The following is an 18,597-nucleotide window of genomic DNA, read 5'->3' as shown; positions in this document are numbered from 1 at the left end:
ACGGACGTGCCCCACACGCCACACAGCGACCTAAGGAACAACTGATGGAGCTCGGTCTCGTCGGCCTCGGCAAGATGGGCGGCAACATGCGCGAGCGGATACGCCGCGCAGGCCACACCGTCATCGGATACGACCGCAACCCGGACCTCGCCGATGTCCACAGCCTGGAAGAGCTTGTGGGCAAGCTGAAGGGCCCGCGTGTGGTCTGGGTGATGGTCCCGGCCGGTGCCGCGACCCAGTCGACGATCGACGAACTGGCCGAGCTGCTCGAGCCCGGTGACGTGGTCGTGGACGGCGGCAACTCCCGCTGGACGGACGACGAGAAGCACGCCGCCGAACTCGGCATCAAGGGCATCGGCTTCGTCGACTGCGGCGTCTCCGGCGGCGTGTGGGGCCTGCAGAACGGCTATGCGCTGATGTACGGCGGCGACCCCGAGAACATCGCCAAGGTGCAGCCGATCTTCGACGCGCTCAAGCCGGAGGGGCCGTACGGCTCGGTCCACGCGGGCAAGGTCGGCGCCGGCCACTTCTCGAAGATGGTCCACAACGGCATCGAGTACGCGATGATGCAGGCCTACGCCGAGGGCTGGGAGCTGCTGGAGAAGGTCAAGTCCGTGGACAACGTCCGCGAGGTCTTCCGCTCCTGGCAGGAGGGCACCGTCATCCGCTCCTGGCTGCTCGACCTCGCGGTCAACGCCCTGGACGACGACGAGCACCTGGACAAGCTGCGCGGCTACGCCGAGGACTCCGGCGAGGGCCGCTGGACGGTCGAGGCCGCCATCGACAACGCCGTCCCGCTCCCGGCGATCACGGCGTCCCTGTTCGCCCGCTTCAGCTCGCGGCAGGAGGACTCGCCGCAGATGAAGATGATCGCGGCACTGCGCAACCAGTTCGGCGGCCACGCCGTAGAGAAGAAGTAATCCTTAAGGGCCGCACGGCGGTCCACAACCCTGGGGGAGGTCGGCGAACGACCATGCACGTCACGCATCTGTCGCTGGCCGACTTCCGTTCGTACGCCCGGGTCGAAGTCCCGCTCGACCCGGGCGTCACCGCCTTCGTCGGCCCGAACGGCCAGGGCAAGACGAACCTCGTGGAGGCGGTCGGCTATCTCGCCACCCTCGGCAGCCACCGTGTCTCCTCCGACGCCCCCCTCGTCCGCGTGGGCGCCGAGCGCGCGATCATCCGGGCCGCGGTGCGCCAGGGCGAGAGACAGCAGCTGATCGAGCTGGAACTGAACCCCGGCAAGGCCAACCGCGCCCGCATCAACCGGTCCTCGCAGGTCAGGCCCCGGGATGTGCTCGGCATCGTACGGACGGTGCTGTTCGCGCCCGAGGACCTCGCGCTGGTCAAGGGCGACCCGGGCGAGCGGCGCCGTTTCCTGGACGAGCTGATCACCGCGCGCTCCCCGCGCATGGCCGGCGTCCGCTCCGACTACGACCGGGTCCTCAAGCAGCGCAACACCCTGCTGAAGTCGGCCGCGCTGGCCCGCCGTCACGGCGGTCGCTCCATGGACCTGTCCACCCTCGACGTCTGGGACCAGCACCTCGCGCGCGTGGGCGCCGAACTGCTCGCCCAGCGCCTCGATCTGATCGCGGCGATCCAGCCGCTCGCCGACAAGGCGTACGAACAACTGGCGCCCGGCGGCGGCCCGGTCGCCCTGGCGTACAAGCCGTCCGCGCCCGGCGAGGCCCACACGCGTGAGGCCCTGTACGAGCAGCTGACGGCGGCGCTCGCCGACGCACGCAAACAGGAGATCGAACGCGGCGTCACCCTGGTCGGACCGCACCGGGACGACCTGCTGCTCAAGCTCGGTCAGCTGCCCGCGAAGGGGTACGCGTCCCACGGCGAGTCCTGGTCGTACGCGCTGGCGCTGCGCCTGGCGTCGTACGACCTGCTGCGCGCCGAGGGCAACGAGCCGGTGCTCGTCCTCGACGACGTCTTCGCCGAGCTGGACAGCCGCCGGCGCGAGCGGCTGGCGGAGCTGGTGGCGCCCGGTGAGCAGGTCCTGGTGACCGCAGCGGTCGACGACGACGTACCCGACGTACTGACGGGGACGCGGTACTCCGTGTCCGACGGCACCGTGGAGCGCGCATGAGCACCGACGAGCCCACACCGAAGAAGACGCCTGAGCTGTCCGGCGTGGACCTCGCGCGCGTGGCGCTGCGCGCCGCCAAGGAGCAGGCACGCGCGCGGGGGGAGGCGGCGCAGCAGAAGAGGCAGGCGCGCAGCGGCGGTCTGCGCTCCGGCGCGCGCGGCGACCGGCGCGACCCCATGCCGCTCGGTGCGGCGATCAACCGGCTGATCGCCGATCGCGGCTGGGAGACCCCGGCCGCGGTGGGCGGTGTGATGGGCCGCTGGCCGCAGATCGTCGGCGAGGACCTCGCCCGGCACTGCGTTCCGCAGACGTACGACGAGGACGAGCGGGTCCTGGTCGTGCGGTGCGACTCCACGGCGTGGGCGACGCAGCTGCGGCTGCTGGCGCCGCAGCTGGTGGCGCGGCTCAACGAGGACCTGGGGCACGGCACGGTCCGGTTGATCAAGGTCCAGGGCCCCGGCGGTCCCGCCCCCCGCTTCGGCCCGCTGCGCGCCCCGGGGAGCTCAGGGCCCGGGGACACCTACGGGTGACAGACATCACATAAATCCGTCGGCGACAGGGAGGCGACGGCTCTTTCGCCGTGCCCGCGCGCGGTCGCGAAGACCGGTCTTACTCCCACGTAGCCAAGGGTTGACAGCCGGAAGCGCTGAGTGCCGCTCAGAGCCTCTTGGAGCCCCGCTCCGCATATGGGGAGTCGGGCGAGACCGGTTGAGGGCGGCACATGCGGACTCAGGTACCGGCAAACCCCCATCACTGTCGGCGCTACCGGTAGACTGGACGACAATCCCGCCCCGACCGTGGGGACCGTCCGGGAAAAGCTGAGCAACGCTGATCAAGGCTTACCAACGCAACATGCCGCAGCCGCTCCGGCAACCCGCCGACGAGCCCGGCTCGTGCTGTGCCAGAAAGGGCGCTTCGTGGCCGATTCCGGCAACCCCAACGAGAACATCCTGTCCACCGACGCCGGCCTGAACGGCGCGGAGGCCGCCTCCAACGGCGAGGTCACCGCGTCGTACGACGCCAGCGCCATCACCGTCCTCGAGGGTCTGGACGCGGTCCGCAAGCGACCCGGCATGTACATCGGTTCGACCGGTGAGCGAGGGCTGCACCACCTCGTGTACGAGGTCGTCGACAACTCGGTCGACGAGGCGCTGGCCGGTTACGCGGACACGATCGACGTGACGATCCTGGCCGACGGCGGCGTGCGCGTCGTCGACAACGGCCGTGGCATCCCGGTGGGCATCGTCCCCTCCGAAGGGAAGCCGGCCGTCGAGGTCGTGCTGACCGTGCTGCACGCGGGCGGCAAGTTCGGCGGCGGCGGCTACGCGGTCTCCGGCGGTCTGCACGGCGTCGGCGTCTCCGTCGTGAACGCCCTGTCGAGCAAGGTCTCCGTCGAGGTCAAGACCGACGGCCACCGCTGGACGCAGGACTACAAGATGGGCGTCCCGACGGCCCCGCTCGCCCAGCACGAGGCGACCGACGAGACCGGGACCTCGGTCACCTTCTGGGCGGACCCGGACATCTTCGAGACCACCGAGTACTCCTTCGAGACGCTCTCGCGGCGCTTCCAGGAGATGGCGTTCCTCAACAAGGGCCTGACGATCAGGCTCACCGACGAGCGCGAGTCGGCGAAGGCCACCTCCGGGGCGGACGAGGCGGGTGCCGACGAGAAGGACGAGGTCAAGACCGTCACGTACCACTACGAGGGCGGCATCGTCGACTTCGTGAAGTACCTCAACTCCCGCAAGGGAGACGTGGTGCACCCCTCCGTGATCGATCTCGAGGCCGAGGACAAGGACAAGAGCCTGTCCCTCGAGGTCGCGATGCAGTGGAACAGCGGTTACAGCGAGGGCGTGTACTCCTTCGCCAACATCATCCACACCCACGAGGGCGGTACGCACGAAGAGGGCTTCCGCGCCGCGCTGACCTCGCTGATCAACAAGTACGCGCGCGACAAGAGGCTGCTGCGCGAGAAGGACGACAACCTCACGGGCGACGACATCCGCGAGGGTCTGACGGCGATCATCTCGGTCAAGCTGAGCGAGCCTCAGTTCGAGGGTCAGACCAAGACCAAGCTGGGCAACACGGAGGCGAAGACCTTCGTCCAGAAGGCGGTCTACGAGCACCTCAACGACTGGCTGGACCGCAACCCGGTCGAGGCCGCGGACATCATCCGCAAGGGCATCCAGGCGGCCACCGCGCGCGTGGCGGCCCGCAAGGCCCGCGACCTCACCCGCCGCAAGGGCCTCCTGGAGAGCGCGTCCCTGCCGGGCAAGCTCGCCGACTGCCAGTCCAACGACCCGGCCAAGTGCGAGATCTTCATCGTCGAGGGTGACTCCGCCGGCGGCTCGGCCAAGTCCGGCCGGAACCCGCAGTACCAGGCGATCCTCCCGATCCGCGGCAAGATCCTGAACGTCGAGAAGGCCAGGATCGACAAGATCCTGCAGAACCAGGAGATCCAGGCGCTGATCTCCGCCTTCGGGACGGGTGTGCACGAGGACTTCGACATCGAGAAGCTCCGCTATCACAAGATCATCCTGATGGCCGACGCCGACGTGGACGGCCAGCACATCAGCACCCTCCTGCTGACCTTCCTGTTCCGCTTCATGCGGCCGCTGGTCGAGGCCGGACACGTGTACCTCTCCCGTCCTCCGCTGTACAAGATCAAGTGGGGCCGGGACGACATCGAGTACGCGTACTCGGACCGCGAGCGCGACGCGCTGATCGAGATGGGCCGGCAGCGCGGCAAGCGTGTCCGTGAGGACTCGATCCAGCGCTTCAAGGGCCTCGGCGAGATGAACGCCGAGGAACTGCGCATCACGACCATGGACCAGGAGCACCGCGTCCTCGGCCAGGTCACCCTCGACGACGCCGCCCAGGCCGACGACCTGTTCTCGGTCCTGATGGGCGAGGACGTCGAGGCGCGGCGCGCGTTCATCCAGCGCAACGCCAAGGACGTCCGCTTCCTCGACATCTGAGTCGGTCTCAGCTGACCGCACCAGGAAGGATCCTCACCAGCAATGACCGACGAGAACATGCCTGTGACGCCTGAAGAGGGCGGCGAGAGCGGCCTGCGAGTCGAGCCCGTCGGGCTCGAGACGGAGATGCAGCGCTCGTACCTCGACTACGCGATGTCCGTCATCGTCTCGCGCGCGCTGCCGGACGTACGCGACGGTCTCAAGCCCGTGCACCGCCGCGTGCTGTACGCGATGTACGACGGCGGCTACCGGCCCGAGCGCGGTTTCTACAAGTGCGCCCGCGTCGTCGGCGACGTCATGGGCAACTACCACCCGCACGGCGACTCCTCGATCTACGACGCGCTGGTCCGCCTGGCGCAGCCGTGGTCGATGCGGATGCCGCTGGTGGACTCCAACGGCAACTTCGGCTCCCCGGGCAACGACCCGGCGGCGGCGATGCGCTACACCGAGTGCAAGATGGCGCCGCTGTCCATGGAGATGGTCCGTGACATCGACGAGGAGACCGTCGACTTCACGGACAACTACGACGGCCGCTCCCAGGAGCCGACGGTCCTCCCGTCCCGCTTCCCGAACCTGCTGATCAACGGATCGGCCGGTATCGCGGTCGGCATGGCGACCAACATCCCGCCGCACAACCTGCGCGAGGTCGCGGCCGGCGCCCAGTGGTACCTGGAGAACCCCGAGGCCTCCCACGAGGAGCTGCTGGACGCGCTCATGGAGCGCATCAAGGGCCCCGACTTCCCGACCGGCGCGCTCGTCGTGGGCCGCAAGGGCATCGAGGAGGCCTACCGCACCGGCCGCGGCTCGATCACCATGCGCGCGGTCGTCGAGGTCGAGGAGATCCAGAACCGCCAGTGCCTGGTGGTCACCGAGCTGCCCTACCAGGTCAACCCGGACAACCTCGCGCAGAAGATCGCCGACCTGGTGAAGGACGGCAAGATCGGCGGCATCGCGGACGTCCGCGACGAGACGTCGTCACGTACCGGCCAGCGCCTGGTCATCGTGCTGAAGCGCGACGCGGTCGCCAAGGTCGTCCTGAACAACCTCTACAAGCACACCGACCTGCAGACGAACTTCGGCGCCAACATGCTGGCGCTCGTCGACGGCGTGCCGCGCACCCTGTCCCTGGACGCGTTCATCCGCCACTGGGTGACGCACCAGATCGAGGTCGTCGTCCGCCGTACGCGCTTCCGGCTGCGCAAGGCCGAGGAGCGGGCGCACATCCTGCGCGGCCTGCTGAAGGCCCTGGACGCCATCGACGAGGTCATCGCCCTGATCCGGGCCAGCCAGACCGTCGAGATCGCGCGCACCGGCCTGATGGGCCTGCTGGAGATCGACGAGATCCAGGCCAACGCCATCCTCGAGATGCAGCTGCGGCGTCTGGCCGCCCTGGAGCGCCAGAAGATCGTCCAGGAGCACGACGAACTCCAGGCGAAGATCAACGAGTACAACGAGATCCTCGCCTCCCCGGTCCGCCAGCGCGGGATCGTCAGCGAGGAACTGGCCGCGATCGTCGAGAAGTACGGCGACGACCGGCAGACCAAGCTGATCCCGTACGAGGGCGACATGTCCATCGAGGACCTGATCGCCGAGGAGGACATCGTCGTCACGGTCACCCGCGGCGGCTACATCAAGCGCACCAAGACCGACGACTACCGCGCCCAGAAGCGCGGCGGCAAGGGCGTGCGCGGCGCGAAGCTCAAGGAAGACGACATCGTCGACCACTTCTTCGTGTCGACCACGCACCACTGGCTGCTGTTCTTCACCAACAAGGGCCGCGTCTACCGCGCCAAGGCCTACGAGCTGCCCGACGCCGGCCGGGACGCGCGCGGCCAGCACGTGGCGAACCTGCTGGCCTTCCAGCCGGACGAGGCGATCGCCGAGATCCTCGCGATCCGCGACTACGAGGCCGCTCCCTACCTGGTGCTCGCCACCAAGGGCGGCCTGGTCAAGAAGACGCCTCTGAAGGATTACGATTCGCCCCGCTCCGGCGGTGTCATCGCGATCAACCTCCGTGAGACGGTGGACGGTTCCGATGACGAACTGATCGGGGCCGAACTGGTCTCGCCCGACGATGATCTGCTTCTGATCAGCAAGAAGGCACAGTCGATCCGGTTCACGGCGACCGACGAGTCCCTGCGCCCGATGGGCCGCGCCACCTCGGGTGTCAAGGGCATGAGTTTCCGTGAGGGCGACGAACTGCTCTCGATGAATGTTGTTCGACCCGGTACGTTCGTGTTCACTGCCACCGACGGTGGGTACGCGAAGCGCACCGCCGTCGACGAGTACCGCGTCCAGGGCCGCGGCGGCCTCGGCATCAAGGCCGCCAAGATCGTGGAGGACCGCGGCTCGCTCGTCGGCGCGCTGGTGGTCGAGGAGACCGACGAGATCCTCGCCATCACACTGTCCGGCGGTGTGATCCGTACGCGGGTCAATGAGATCAGGGAGACGGGCCGTGACACCATGGGCGTCCAACTGATCAACCTGGGCAAGCGCGATGCCGTGGTCGGTATCGCACGTAACGCCGAGGCGGGACGCGAGGCGGAGGAAGTCGACGGCGACGTGGCCGTGGACGAGACCGCGGAAGGTGCCGCGACCACCGGCACGGACGAGGGTGAGGCGCCCTCGGCCGAGTAGCACGAGGAGTGAGTCAGCGTGAGCGGAGCCACGGGCGCCGGATCGACCGGTATGGACACGGACGGCGGCGGCCGTGGCTCCGCCGCGGAAGCGACAGATCCGCACACGACGAATCTGAAGGCGATCAAGCCGCCCGCGACTGACTCGCCCTCGCCCGACCCGCAGCAGAAGCCCGGCTCCGGCTCGCCGGCCGCCACGGGCGCCGGCGCCGCGCAGCCGACCGCGTCCCCGCTGCCCGGAGAGCGCCGGCAGCAGCAGCCCGCGGGCCCCTACCACCCGCCGCAGGCCTACCCGCCGCAGGCCCCGGCCGGTGCCGTACGCCGCCCCCGCACCGGGGCGGGCACGGTGCCCCGCACCCGCAAGGCACGCCTGCGCGTGGCCAAGGCCGACCCCTGGTCGGTGATGAAGGTCAGCTTCCTGCTCTCCATCGCGCTCGGCATCTGCACGATCGTGGCCTCCGCGGTGCTGTGGATGGTCATGGACGCGATGGGCGTCTTCTCCACGGTCGGCGGCACGATCTCGGAGGCCACCGGCTCGAACGAGTCGAACGGCTTCGACCTGCAATCGTTCCTGTCCCTGCCGCACGTCCTGATGTTCACCACGATCATCGCGGTCATCGACGTCGTCCTGGCGACGGCCCTCGCGACGCTCGGCGCCTTCATCTACAACCTGTCGGCCGGTTTCGTGGGCGGCATCGAACTGACGCTGGCGGAGGACGAGTAGACACCGCCCTCGCGCTCTCGCGGGGCCCGGGAGCCCACCCGCCGGCTATCGATTTTGGGACTTCCCACCTGGTGCGCTAATCTTCAGGGGTCAGCGCGCGGGAGACACACCGCAGAGCGCGGCGGGGCTATAGCTCAGTTGGTTAGAGCGCATCCCTGATAAGGATGAGGCCACAGGTTCAAATCCTGTTAGCCCCACCAGCGAAAAGACCCCCGGTCCACTAGGGCCGGGGGTCTTCTGGTGTCGGCGATCTGGGGCGCAGGCTTCGGGCGATGAGCGGTACCGACAGCAGGAGCAGGGCTCCCTCGACGGCCAGGCTGAGCAGCCCGAGCGGTTCGGTCCAGTTACCGATGTCGTCGCCGTAGTCGGGCAGTCCCGGGCCCCTGGAGAGGATGTAGCCCAGGAGGGGGCCGACGGCGACACCGGCTGCCAGCAGCCATCCCGGCCGGACGAAGCCGACCAGGAGCAGCGCGGCGGCGACCACGGCCGCGATCTCGAGGACGTGGTATGCGACGCCGAGGTAATAGGGGTCCCTCGTCACCGTGATGCCGCCTTGGTCCACGACATGGATGGCGGCCACGGCGAGGGACAGCAGAGCTCCCACCCACCTGGCCACCCAGGCGGATCCCGGCACCGGCGCGGTGCGGTGTGACATCCGAGGTGCCTTCTCCCTGCTCGGGCAGCGCGTACACGCCGGTCCTGTATCGGGTCCAGCTTCGGCGCACGGCTGCTCCCCGTCGCCCCCGACGGGGCAGAGGAGTGACAGGGGGAGGTGCCGCCGCGGACGGCGCTGCCGCGGCCGGGATCGCTGATCGCCTCGGGCCGACGGCGGCGTCAGGGCATGGAAAGGCCCGACCGCCGGCGACGGGGGATGCACCGGCGATCGGGCTATGGCCAAGGGTAACAAGGTCACTTGCGCGGCGGGGGGCGACTGCGCGACGGCGGCCCGGCGTTGTGATCCGGATCACGGTTCGCCGCACGGTGGGTCGTACGAGAGGCGGGGCAGGTACTCCTGCCATTTCTCCCGCGTCAGAACGCCCCGCGTGGTCGAGCAGATGCGGCGGACGGCCTGGTCGACGTCCAGGTTCCAAAGCCGGACGGTGTCCGCGCCGCTCGACACCCCGAGGAGGTGACTGGCGGGGCTGAAGGAGAGGAAGTTGCCCGTCTTGGCGTTGGGGCTCATCGACTGGCCGATGGGGGACGCCTTGTCCGGGTCGGTGACGTTCCACAGCCGCACGGTGTTGTCGTTGCCACCGCTGGCCAGCCTGTGCCCGTCCGGGCTGAACGTCAGCGACACGACCGCCTCAGTGTGGCCGATGAGGGCCGTGCCCAGCCGGGTGGTGCGGAGCGGGTCGGTGACGTTCCACAGCCGGACCGTGTCGTCGTCGCTGCCGCTGGCCAGCGTGTGGCCGTCCGGGCTGTAGGCGAGCGTGTTGATCGGGCCCAGATGCCCGGTGAGCGGCGAGCCGAGCGATCGCGGGCGCCGCGGGTCGGTGACGTTCCACAGCCGCACGGTGCCGTCGGCGCTGCCGCTGGCGAGGGCGTGGCCGTCGGGGCTGTAGGCGAGGGCGTTGACGTAGCCGGTGTGGCCGGTGAGGGGCTTGCCCAGGCGGCGCGGGCGGGCCGGGTCGGTGATGTCCAGCAGCTGGATGGTGCGGTCGTCGTAGTCGACGGCCAGTGTGTGTCCGTCGGGGCTGAGCGCCAGCGCGTCCGCGCCCGCGTACCGGGTCCGCAGCGGGACGGCCGGGCCGTAGGGGACCGGATGGGCGGGATCGGCGACGTTCCACAGCTGGGCCGTGTTGCTGGTCCCCGTCAGGACGGCGAGGGTGCGGCCGTCGGGCGAGAACACCAGCGACCGCAGGTCCCGCTCCCCGGTCGTGAAGGGCTTGCCCAGTGCCACCGGCCGCTCGGGGTCCGTCACGTTCCACAGCCGGATCCTGCTGTCGCCCGCGGCCGTCGCGAGGACCTTGCCGTCCGGGCTGAACGCCCCGATCCGGCCGATCATGTCCGACCTCCGTATCGACCACAGCCGGACCTTGCTGTCGCCGCTGCCGGTGGCGAGGGTGTGCCCGTCGGGGCTGAAGCCGAGGGCGTACATCTCGCCGCTGCTGCCCGCGAGCGGTTCGCCGACCTGCGAGGGGTAGGCCGGGTTGCTGACGTTCCACAGGCTCGCCGTGCTGTCCGCGCTGGCCACGGCGATCAGGGACCCGTCCGGGCTGAAGGCCACGGACCACACCGGGCCGGTGTGTCCGGTCAGGGGCTCGCCGAGGGAGCTGGGGTGCCGTAGGTCGGTGACGTTCCACAGCCGGACGGTGTCGTCCGCGCTGCCGCTGGCGAGGGTGTGGCCGTCCGGGCTGAAGGCCACGGAGTGCACGGTATGGGTGTGACCGGTCAGGGGCTCGCCGAGGGAGTGCGGGTTCCGCGGGTCGGTGACGTCCCACAGCCGGACCGTGGTGTCGTCGCCACCGGAGGCCAGCGTCCTCCCGTCGGGGCTGAACGCGATGGACCGTACGGCGTTGGTGTGGCCGGTCAGCCTGGTGAGCGAGACCGGATGCCGTGGGTCGGTGACGTTCCACAGCCGTACGGTGTGATCCTCGTCGGCGGTGGCCAGCGTGTGCCCGTCCGGGCTGAAGGCGGCCAGGAAGATCGTGCCGTCGTGGCCGGTCAGGGGCTCGCCGAGGGAGCGCGGGTGCCCTGGGTCGGTGACGTCCCACAGCCGTATCGTGCCGTCGTCTCCGGCGCTGGCCAGGGTGTGGCCGTCCGGGCTGAACACCGCGCTGCTCACCCAGCTCGTGTGACCCCTGAGGGGCCTGCCCAGGGGGCGTGGGCGCGCCGGGTCCGTGACGTCCCACAGCCGGACGGTCCGGTCGTAGCTGGCGGTGGCCAGGGTCCGCCGGTCCGGGCTGAACGAGGTCAGATAGACGGCGCCGGTGTGGCCGAGCAGCGGCGTGGCCAGCGGCGCGTTCACGATGGAGATCAACCGGCTGTTGGTGCCCTCGTCGTCCGGTCGCAGGCGGTGGGCCACGACGTCGATCTGGGCGGAGAGCGACGGATCCGTGTACTGCACCCGGTCCGCCTCGGCGACCACCTGCTCGAACACCGCGTCGTCCCGCTGCTGCCACGCGACCACCGACGAACCGACCGCCAGCAGCGCCAGGACGACCAGCGCCGCCACCGCTCCCCGCCGGAGCCGGACGGTGCGCTTGCGCAGCCGGACCGAAGCGGCCAGGAACTCCACCGCGCTGCGGGTGAGGAAGGTGTCACCGGAGGACTTCGCCCAGGTATGAGCCTGCTCCAGACGAGAACCCCGGTACAGCAGCGCGCTGTCGCGGTCGGAGTCCTCCCAGGCCCTGCCGTCCTCCTCCAGCCGCTGGCGCAGCAGGTTCCCGTTCCTGTCCTCGTCGATCCAGTCGCGCAGGCGTGGCCAGGCGTGGAGCAGCGCCTCATGGGTGATCTCCACGGTCTCCGCGTCCAGCGTCACCAGTCGGGCGCGAACCAGCGCTTCGAGCGACTCCTCCGTCTTGCCGGGGTCCCTCGACTCCTCCGCCAGCTGCCGCCGGGTCCCCCGCCTGCGGGTGGCCTGGGTGTCCTCGCCCAGCCGGACCAGCCTGAGCAGCAGCAGGCGCGCGGCCGTGCGGGCCGCCGGGTCGAGACCGGACCAGGCCCGCTCGGCCGTCGCCGCCACCGCTCCCTGGATCCCGCCGGCCGCCCGGTAGCCGGCCAGCGTCAGCCGGCCCGCCTTGCGCCGCTGCCAGGTGGCGAGCAGGGCGTGCGAGAGCAGGGGCAGCACGCCCGCGTCGTGCGCCCCGCGCGGGCCGTCGACGCTGACCTCCCGGACGATCAGCTCCGCCAGCCCCGGTTCGAGTTCGAGCCCCACGGCCTTGGCCGGACCCGACACCGCCTCGCGCAGCTCCGCGGTGGTCAGCGGCCCGAGCACCATGTGCCGGTGCTGCAGCGCGTCGGCCAGTTCGGGATGCCCGAGGCACTGCTCGTAGAAGTCGGCGCGTATGCCGAGGACCACGAGCACGGGGGCGGGGTCACCGGGGGCGGCGGGGGAGCACGCGGCGTGCAGGAGCCGGACGAACATGCGCCGTTCGGCCTCGTCCGAGCAGAGGGTGAACGCCTCCTCGAACTGGTCCACGATGACGACCGGGCGGGCGGCGCGGGACGTCTCGCGCCGCGCCCAGGCCGCGACGGCCTCCCGCACCGCGTGCTCGAAGCGCCCGGTGCCGGGCTCGTGCGCCTCCGTTTCCTTCTCGGCGGACAGGACGGGGGCGAGCTCGGGGATCCGGCGGGTCAGCTCCGCGAGGGGGTCGCCGCCCGGTACGAGCTGCAGCACGTCCCTGTCCCGGCCGCCGCGCAGGACGGGCACCAGACCGGCGTTCAGCAGGGAGGACTTCCCCGCTCCCGAGGCGCCCACGAGCATGACCAGGCCGCCGGTCCGCTCGGCCGCCTCGAGCTGGCCGACGAGGGCGGCCGTCCACCGCTCCCGGCCGAAGAACCACCGGGCGTCCTCCCGGCGGTAGGGAGCCAGCCCCCGGTACGGGCACACGCCACCGGGGACGGCCGGGGCGTCGGCGGACGAACGCTCCTCGTCTTCCGTGTCCTCCTCGGACGCCGGGGGGCGGTCGCCGACCGGGTCGGCCATCGCGCGCTCCCACAGACGCTGCCACTGGGCCAGGTCGTACAGGCCGGTGGACACCGGCGCGGGCCGTGAGCGCCGTGCCTCGGGGATCAGGACGTGCAGCACCGCCGCGAGGGCGGCGAACTGGGCGGGCACGTTCCTGGCCCGCCGCCAGTCGCTGATCCGCTGCGCGGACACCCGTACGGGGCGCCCTCGTTCGTCGACCCGCTGCAGCCGGACGACCGCCTCCGCCACGCGTTTGAGGGGAGGGTTGCCGGCCTCCTTGTACAGCAGGGCGAGACGTTCCGCGAAGGCCGTGCGTGCTCCCGAGTCGGAACTCAAGGTCCCCACCTCTTACTTCCACCGCACCTGACGTCCGGACCGGAAAACTCACCTTATACGGCTGACCTGCGGTTAAGTCGCCCGGACCGTACCGGAATCTCCTCGTGGAAGGCATCAACTGGCAGGATCCACGGCGCGGGAGCGAACCGACCGCGCGGTGCCCGGACGGGCCACCGACCGGCGCTCGGCGAGACGACGTGCGACATCGCAGGTCCGCGACGCGCCCCGCCTTTCCTCGACCGTGCCGGTACGGCTCGGCGCGACGCCACCACCCGGTTCGGCACCGGTCTCCACGAGGGGAGGGACCGGTGCCGGACGGTGGGGCGCGGAGAAGTCGCCCCCGACTGCACCCGAGTGCCCCGGGTCGCCGTCCTCGCCACCGTACGCCGCCGCAGCACGCCCCTGGATAGCTGACGGTCCGTCAGTTATGGTCTGCCCTGCCGTACCGTTTCCGAAAGGGTGGGTGCAGTGCAGACACGTCCGCCAAGTCCCCGGCCGCCGGGCACCCCACGGTGGGTCGCGATGTACCACCAGCCGTCCACGGCCTCCTGGCGGGTGGCGGCGGAGTCGCCCCACCGCTCCGCCGTGCTGTACGCGGTCGGTGAGATGACCCAGACCGTGCGGGCGCGCGGAGACGATGTGACGGTCGCGCTGTGGGGTCCGAAGGACGGCACCTGGCATCTGTTCGAAGCGCCGGAGGGCACCACCGCCACGGCACCGCTTCCGCGCCCTGCCCGGAGCAGCGCGGAGCCGGGCAAGCTCGCCGAACGCATGGCCGACCGCCGCCACCAGGTCCTGATGGCCGGCCTGAGCAAGGCAGGGCTGTACGACCTCACGCAGGAGGACACGGCGGCGCTCCAGGAGCTGGTGGAGCGGCTCGACGAGCCGACGGTGCGTCGCGTCGCCCACTGGCTCGCCGCTGCCGGCGGCCAAGGGGCGTCCGTCTGACGACTCCCGTCGGGCGCGCGACGCCCGGCGGGAAGCCCCGAACGCCCCGAGCCCCAGGCCCAGGCCCAGGCCCAGGCCCAGGCCCAGGCCGCTCGGTCCGTCACCGCCCCGCGCGCGGAGCGCTACGGTTGCCTCTGTGCGGACGGAGAAGGAGGCGGACCGGATGAGCAGTACCGTCGCGGAGGCCCTGGTCACCCTGGGCCGCCGGTACGTACGGGACGCTCCGGGCTCGCTCGGCAAGGCGCTTGTGGCCGCGCGGTTCCTGAACCCGCATCTGCGGGACCACCCCCGCCGACGGGTCGTCGAGACCCGCTTCGGTGCGCGGTTCGCGGTCGACACCCAGGACCTGATCCAGCGGTACCTGTATCTCTTCGGGGTGTGGGAGCCGCACATGACCCGCTGGATCCAGCGCCGGCTGAAGCCGGGAGACGGCTTCGTCGACGTCGGGGCCAACATCGGCGTCTTCAGCGTGCTGGCCTCACACCTCGTCGGCGACCGGGGACAGGTCGTGGCGATCGAGGCCTCCCCGGCGTTCCACCACCGCCTGTTGCAGCAGGCCCGGCTGAACGGGTGCCGGAACATCCGGGCCGTGAACGCCGCCGTCTCCGACGCCCCCACCACACTGACCTTCGTGCTCGCCAGCTCGCGCAACATGGGCGCGAACAGCATCGTCCCGTACGACGGGCCCGCCGAGTCCACCTTCGAGATCGACGCCCTGCCGCTGCCGGAGCTGCTCGATCCGCAGGAGATCGCGAACGCCCGTGTGATCAAGATAGATGTCGAGGGGGCGGAGGGCCGCGTCGTCCGCGGACTGGCGCCCGTGCTGGACAAGCTCCGGCCGGACGCGGAGATCACCGTCGAGGTGACCCCCGAGCGCATGGCGCGACTCGGCGACCGCGCCGAGGACCTGATGAGCACCATGGCCGATGCCGGCTTCCACGCCTACCGGCTGGCCAACGACTACGCGGCCGAGAGCTACCCGCGAGCGCTGAGCGGGACGCCCGGGGTGGCGGTCCGCCTGCGGGGTCCGGTCGTCGAAGAGACCGATGTGGTCTTCTCCCGGGTGGACGCCGAGACCCTGCCCTGACGCGACGCGCCTCGGCAGCGGGCTTGGGGTCAGGTGGGTGCTTCCGGGCGTCTGGGGCCTGGGGTCGGGTGGGTGCTTCCCGGCGCCGGGCTGCGTCCGTGAGTGCTTTCCTGGCAGGAGTGGCCTGGGGTTCAGGTGGTGCTTCCGGGCGCGCGGGGCATGGGGTTCAGATGGTGCTTCCGGGCACGCGGGGCTTTGGGGTTCACATGGTGCTGCTGGGCGCGCGGGACCTGGGCCCAGGCGGTGCTTCCCGGCGCCAGGGGCCTGCGGTCAGGCCGTGTTTCCTGAGCTCGGGTATCGCCAGCCGCAGGACGCCAACGCCCTGGCCCTCGCCTCCACCACCGCCATACGCCGCTCCCGCTCGGCGGGATCGACATGCGACGCCTGGCCCGTGGCCTGCCCCTGCCACTTCCGGTACAGCAGCCCCACTTCCCGGGAGAACCAGCCCCGGCTCACGGCGTTCAGCGCGAGCAGCAGGCCCGTGTCCTCGGACGCCGGCAGCGCCATCCAGCCCCCCAGCGCCATTAGGAGATCGCGCCGGACGCAGAGCGTCGCCGGGTGGACCTGGGCGCGGAAGCCGTTCGCCTTCCAGTAGTCGAGGACCGCGCCGCGTTCGACCGGTCCGTCCGCCGGATCGCCGGGGAAGCCGGCCGTCGAGCCGTCCGGGAGGAGGTCCAGCGCGCGGGACGTGGTCCAGCCCAGGGTGGGGTCCGCTTCGAGGACGGCCAGGTCGCGGGCCAGGGTGCCCGGCAGCAGTTGGTCGTCGGCGTCCAGCACCTTCACGTACGCGCCGTCGGTGTGCGCCAGGGCCATCGTGCGGGCGACGCCGGGTCCGCCGGGCCGGCCCTGACGGAAGGTCACGCGCTCGTCGTCCGGGACGTACGGGCGGACGTCGTCCGTCTCCCCGTCCTCCTGGATCACCCAGCGCCACTCCCAGCCCTCCGGAAGCCACTGTTCGCCCAGGGACTTGTACGCCTCCGGCAGGAACCGGGCCGACGGGGCGTGGACAGCGGTGACGACGATGAGGCGCCGGCTCACGGCAGCGCTCACCACCTTTCCAGGGGAGTGACGAAGACCAGCTCCGTGCGGTCGCCGGGCAGTGTGACGTCGGTGATGTCCACGACGCGGCTGCCGGTGTCGTACGAGGTCTTGCGGAGCAGGATCACCGACGTCCCGGGCGGAAGCTCCAACTCCTGCGCCTCTTCGGGCGTCGGCGGACGGGCGGTGAAGCGCTCCTCGATGCGGTCGACCTCGATGCCGACCGTGTGGAGCTGGTTCTGTGTGCCGCCGGGCCAGGGCTCGTTGGAGTCGTCCAGCAGGTCCGGATTACCCGCGACCACGTCACGGACGAGGTAGGAGGTCACGAGGCTGAACGGGGCGGTCTCGGCCGCGCAGCGCGTCCGGTAGGTGCGCTCCAGCAGGACCGTGCCGTCCGGGACGCCGAACGCGTCCGCGAGGTCCTTGGGCGCCTTCGTCTCGCGGTACTTCGCGTCGAACACCAGGTGGTGCGACGGGAGCCCGGTGTCGTGCTCCGTCGCCCCGGTCCGCAGCCGCGTGGCCAGCGGCTGCCGGGCGCGGTCCTTCTCCCACTGGTGCCGCCCGTTGTGGCGCACCACGGGCGTGCGCGAACGCCCTACGCAGGTGCCGCGGCCGTGCCGCCCGTCCATCAGCCGGTCGTCCGTGATCAGCTCGTACGCCTTGGGCACTGGTGCTCTCACCGATCCGTCGGGGGCCCTCCCAGCCAGCCTAGGACTCCTCAAGAGGTCCTGACGACTCGGGAAGGGGCACGGGCTGCGCAGGCGCAAAGCTCCGGCTCCGGTGCCGGAACACGAGTACACGCAGACTGCCCGGCACCTGGGAGCAGGTGCCGGGTCGTCTGCCGCCGGCGTGTACGCAAGTCGCCTTGGTGGGTCCCTGAGCGTTTGGGTCCCTGAGCGTTTGGGTCCCTGGGTGTCCGGTCCCTGGGTGGTCGGTCCCTGGGTGGTCGGTCCCTGGGTGTTCGGGCCCCTGGGTGTTCGGGTGGCTGAGTGTTCGGTCCCTGTGTTTCCGTCCTGGACGTCGTCCGCGGATCCGTCAGCTGCGCAGCAGCACGGCCGGCTCCTCGAAGGGCCGGGGTGCGTCGTGGGAGCGGAGTGCGTGGTGGGTGAGGGGCGTGGTCGCGGCGGTGGCCGTGGACGGGCGGTGGCGGCAGGAGGGGGAGGAGCCGTGGGCCTCGGCCCTGATGCGTTGCTTCATCGTGGGGGGCAGGGACTGGGCAAGGGCCCGGTGTCCGTGTGCCGGCCACGGCATCATCTCCTGCGGGCCCAAGGTGCCCGCGGACTGCGGCTGTGGTACCGACGCGGCCGCGGCCGTGGTGGCGGTCGTGGTGGCGAATCCGAGCGCCGCGCACAGTGCCAGGAAGGCGGTGACGACGGCGGTCCACAGCTTCATGACCTTGTTCCGGGCCATGACCCCTCACTTTCGGGTTGGGCGATTTGCGTACTTTCCTCATGATGTGTATGAGGGCTGCGAAGTGGTGGACCGACGCCCGTGCCGCGTCGATCTTCGGATGAACACCACCCGGATGGGCGCACGAGGTCGCACAAGGCCGAAAAGGGCCGGAAATCGGTGGTGGAGGGCGGTGGACGTCACACACCGTGAGGTCCGCTCACCCGCGGATCGGCAGCGGTGAGGTCCGGCCGTACTGCGCTGAGCCGGGCCGGAGTTGAGCGTCGGCTCAGGTCACCGATCGATATCGATCGGTGTGTATAGTCGGGCGCCAGAGGTCCCCTACGTCAAGGAAAGACGAGGTCGCGCGGTGAAGAAGCTTCTCCTGGTCGCACTGGCCGCCATCGGCGGGCTCCTCGTGTACCGCCAGATCCAGGCGGATCGCGCCGAGCAGGATCTGTGGACGGAGGCGACTGACTCCGTGCCCACGGGTTCGTGAGTTCCGAGTTCCGACAGACAGCAGTTCAGAGCAGACCCCGGCCGCCGACGCGGTCGGGGTTTTGTGTTGCTTCCTCCAGGGACTCCCCGATGCGTTCCTGCCCGCCAAGGCATCGATTGCTGCCGCAAGCGCCGTTCCTCGGGGTGAGCATTTCGGCCGCTCCTCGGTGATGCCCTGATGCCTGTGTGGCCGGCGGGGCAGGATGGGCGACAGCCCGGTCCGGGGCGGCATACGGCC

The 18,597-nt window shown here is 70.7% G+C and carries 14 protein-coding genes and 1 tRNA gene; 10 read left to right on the top strand and 5 right to left on the bottom strand.

All coding sequences use genetic code 11. The annotated features are described in order from the left end of the window. Positions 1–44: 44 nt before the first annotated feature. The 7 genes from gnd (at position 45) to ACIRC0_RS18355 (ending at position 8,633) form a co-directional block, all read left to right on the top strand. Positions 45–920: a phosphogluconate dehydrogenase (NAD(+)-dependent, decarboxylating) gene (gene gnd, locus ACIRC0_RS18385; RefSeq protein WP_403617183.1), complete on the top strand. Its 876-nt coding sequence runs from the start codon at positions 45–47 to the stop codon at positions 918–920. Between the two features lie 53 nt (positions 921–973). Beyond that, positions 974–2,095 (top strand): DNA replication/repair protein RecF, encoded by a 1,122-nt coding sequence (gene recF / locus ACIRC0_RS18380; protein ID WP_403617182.1) that lies wholly within the window; start codon positions 974–976, stop codon positions 2,093–2,095. Beyond that, positions 2,092–2,625, top strand: coding sequence for a DUF721 domain-containing protein (locus tag ACIRC0_RS18375; RefSeq protein ID WP_403617181.1), 534 nt, complete (start codon positions 2,092–2,094; stop codon positions 2,623–2,625). The genes recF and ACIRC0_RS18375 overlap by 4 nt, the downstream gene beginning before the upstream one ends. Before the next feature lie 363 nt (positions 2,626–2,988). Further along, complete coding sequence (gene gyrB, locus ACIRC0_RS18370; protein WP_403617180.1) at positions 2,989–5,073, top strand: DNA topoisomerase (ATP-hydrolyzing) subunit B; 2,085 nt, start codon at positions 2,989–2,991, stop codon at positions 5,071–5,073. A 42-nt stretch (positions 5,074–5,115) separates the two neighbouring features. Continuing rightward, positions 5,116–7,710 (top strand): DNA gyrase subunit A, encoded by a 2,595-nt coding sequence (gyrA, locus tag ACIRC0_RS18365; RefSeq protein WP_403617179.1) that lies wholly within the window; start codon positions 5,116–5,118, stop codon positions 7,708–7,710. An 18-nt stretch (positions 7,711–7,728) separates the two neighbouring features. Then, positions 7,729–8,433 carry a DUF3566 domain-containing protein gene (locus ACIRC0_RS18360; RefSeq protein WP_403617178.1) on the top strand — a complete coding sequence of 235 codons (705 nt, stop codon included), beginning with the start codon at positions 7,729–7,731 and terminating at the stop codon, positions 8,431–8,433. 123 nt (positions 8,434–8,556) lie between these two features. Then, positions 8,557–8,633: transfer RNA gene (locus ACIRC0_RS18355), tRNA-Ile, on the top strand. Positions 8,634–8,653: 20 nt separating this feature from the next. Here the strand turns inward: ACIRC0_RS18355 and ACIRC0_RS18350 are convergent. Beyond that, a complete protein-coding gene (locus ACIRC0_RS18350; protein WP_403617177.1) occupies positions 8,654–9,088 on the bottom strand; it encodes a hypothetical protein in 435 nt (144 codons plus the stop codon). Between the two features lie 309 nt (positions 9,089–9,397). Next, the gene (locus ACIRC0_RS18345; protein ID WP_403617176.1) at positions 9,398–13,408 is read right to left on the bottom strand and encodes an AAA family ATPase; all 4,011 of its coding nucleotides are present in this window, start codon (positions 13,406–13,408) and stop codon (positions 9,398–9,400) included. Positions 13,409–13,921: 513 nt separating this feature from the next. Here ACIRC0_RS18345 and ACIRC0_RS18340 point away from each other — a divergent pair. Beyond that, positions 13,922–14,347, top strand: coding sequence for a hypothetical protein (locus ACIRC0_RS18340; RefSeq protein WP_403617175.1), 426 nt, complete (start codon positions 13,922–13,924; stop codon positions 14,345–14,347). Positions 14,348–14,510: 163 nt separating this feature from the next. Beyond that, positions 14,511–15,434, top strand: a complete 924-nt coding sequence (locus ACIRC0_RS18335; RefSeq protein ID WP_403617174.1) for an FkbM family methyltransferase — start codon at positions 14,511–14,513, stop codon at positions 15,432–15,434. Positions 15,435–15,704: 270 nt separating this feature from the next. On the opposite strand, the gene ACIRC0_RS18330 is transcribed toward ACIRC0_RS18335, so the two are convergent. The 3 genes from ACIRC0_RS18330 to ACIRC0_RS18320 form a co-directional block, all read right to left on the bottom strand. After that, entirely contained in the window at positions 15,705–16,472 is a 768-nt protein-coding gene (locus ACIRC0_RS18330; protein WP_403617173.1) for a glycosyltransferase family 2 protein, read from the bottom strand. A gap of 8 nt (positions 16,473–16,480) precedes the next feature. Next, the gene (locus tag ACIRC0_RS18325; RefSeq protein ID WP_403617359.1) at positions 16,481–17,101 is read right to left on the bottom strand and encodes a UTRA domain-containing protein; all 621 of its coding nucleotides are present in this window, start codon (positions 17,099–17,101) and stop codon (positions 16,481–16,483) included. Positions 17,102–17,507: 406 nt separating this feature from the next. Then, positions 17,508–17,882 carry a DUF6344 domain-containing protein gene (locus ACIRC0_RS18320; RefSeq protein WP_403617172.1) on the bottom strand — a complete coding sequence of 125 codons (375 nt, stop codon included), beginning with the start codon at positions 17,880–17,882 and terminating at the stop codon, positions 17,508–17,510. A gap of 349 nt (positions 17,883–18,231) precedes the next feature. Here ACIRC0_RS18320 and ACIRC0_RS18315 point away from each other — a divergent pair, with 349 nt between their 5' ends. Then, positions 18,232–18,360, top strand: coding sequence for a DLW-39 family protein (locus ACIRC0_RS18315; protein WP_003999697.1), 129 nt, complete (start codon positions 18,232–18,234; stop codon positions 18,358–18,360). The last annotated feature ends 237 nt before the right edge of the window (positions 18,361–18,597 follow it).

This window comes from Streptomyces sp. NPDC093984 (assembly GCF_044764595.1).
GTDB lineage: Bacteria > Actinomycetota > Actinomycetes > Streptomycetales > Streptomycetaceae > Streptomyces > Streptomyces cynarae.
This window is presented reverse-complemented; position numbering and strand designations above follow the sequence as displayed.

What these genes read in the sequence shown, in the direction of transcription:
- gnd (WP_403617183.1), top strand. Translation starts at nt 45, where the DNA reads ATGGAGCTCGGTCTCGTCGGCCTCGGCAAGATGGGCGGCAACATGCGC.
- recF (WP_403617182.1), top strand. Translation starts at nt 974, where the DNA reads ATGCACGTCACGCATCTGTCGCTGGCCGACTTCCGTTCGTACGCCCGG.
- ACIRC0_RS18375 (WP_403617181.1), top strand. Translation starts at nt 2,092, where the DNA reads ATGAGCACCGACGAGCCCACACCGAAGAAGACGCCTGAGCTGTCCGGC.
- gyrA (WP_403617179.1), top strand. Translation starts at nt 5,116, where the DNA reads ATGACCGACGAGAACATGCCTGTGACGCCTGAAGAGGGCGGCGAGAGC.
- ACIRC0_RS18350 (WP_403617177.1), bottom strand. Translation starts at nt 9,088, where the DNA reads ATGTCACACCGCACCGCGCCGGTGCCGGGATCCGCCTGGGTGGCCAGG.
- ACIRC0_RS18340 (WP_403617175.1), top strand. Translation starts at nt 13,922, where the DNA reads ATGTACCACCAGCCGTCCACGGCCTCCTGGCGGGTGGCGGCGGAGTCG.
- ACIRC0_RS18335 (WP_403617174.1), top strand. Translation starts at nt 14,511, where the DNA reads ATGAGCAGTACCGTCGCGGAGGCCCTGGTCACCCTGGGCCGCCGGTAC.
- ACIRC0_RS18325 (WP_403617359.1), bottom strand. Translation starts at nt 17,101, where the DNA reads ATGGACGGGCGGCACGGCCGCGGCACCTGCGTAGGGCGTTCGCGCACG.
- ACIRC0_RS18320 (WP_403617172.1), bottom strand. Translation starts at nt 17,882, where the DNA reads ATGGCCCGGAACAAGGTCATGAAGCTGTGGACCGCCGTCGTCACCGCC.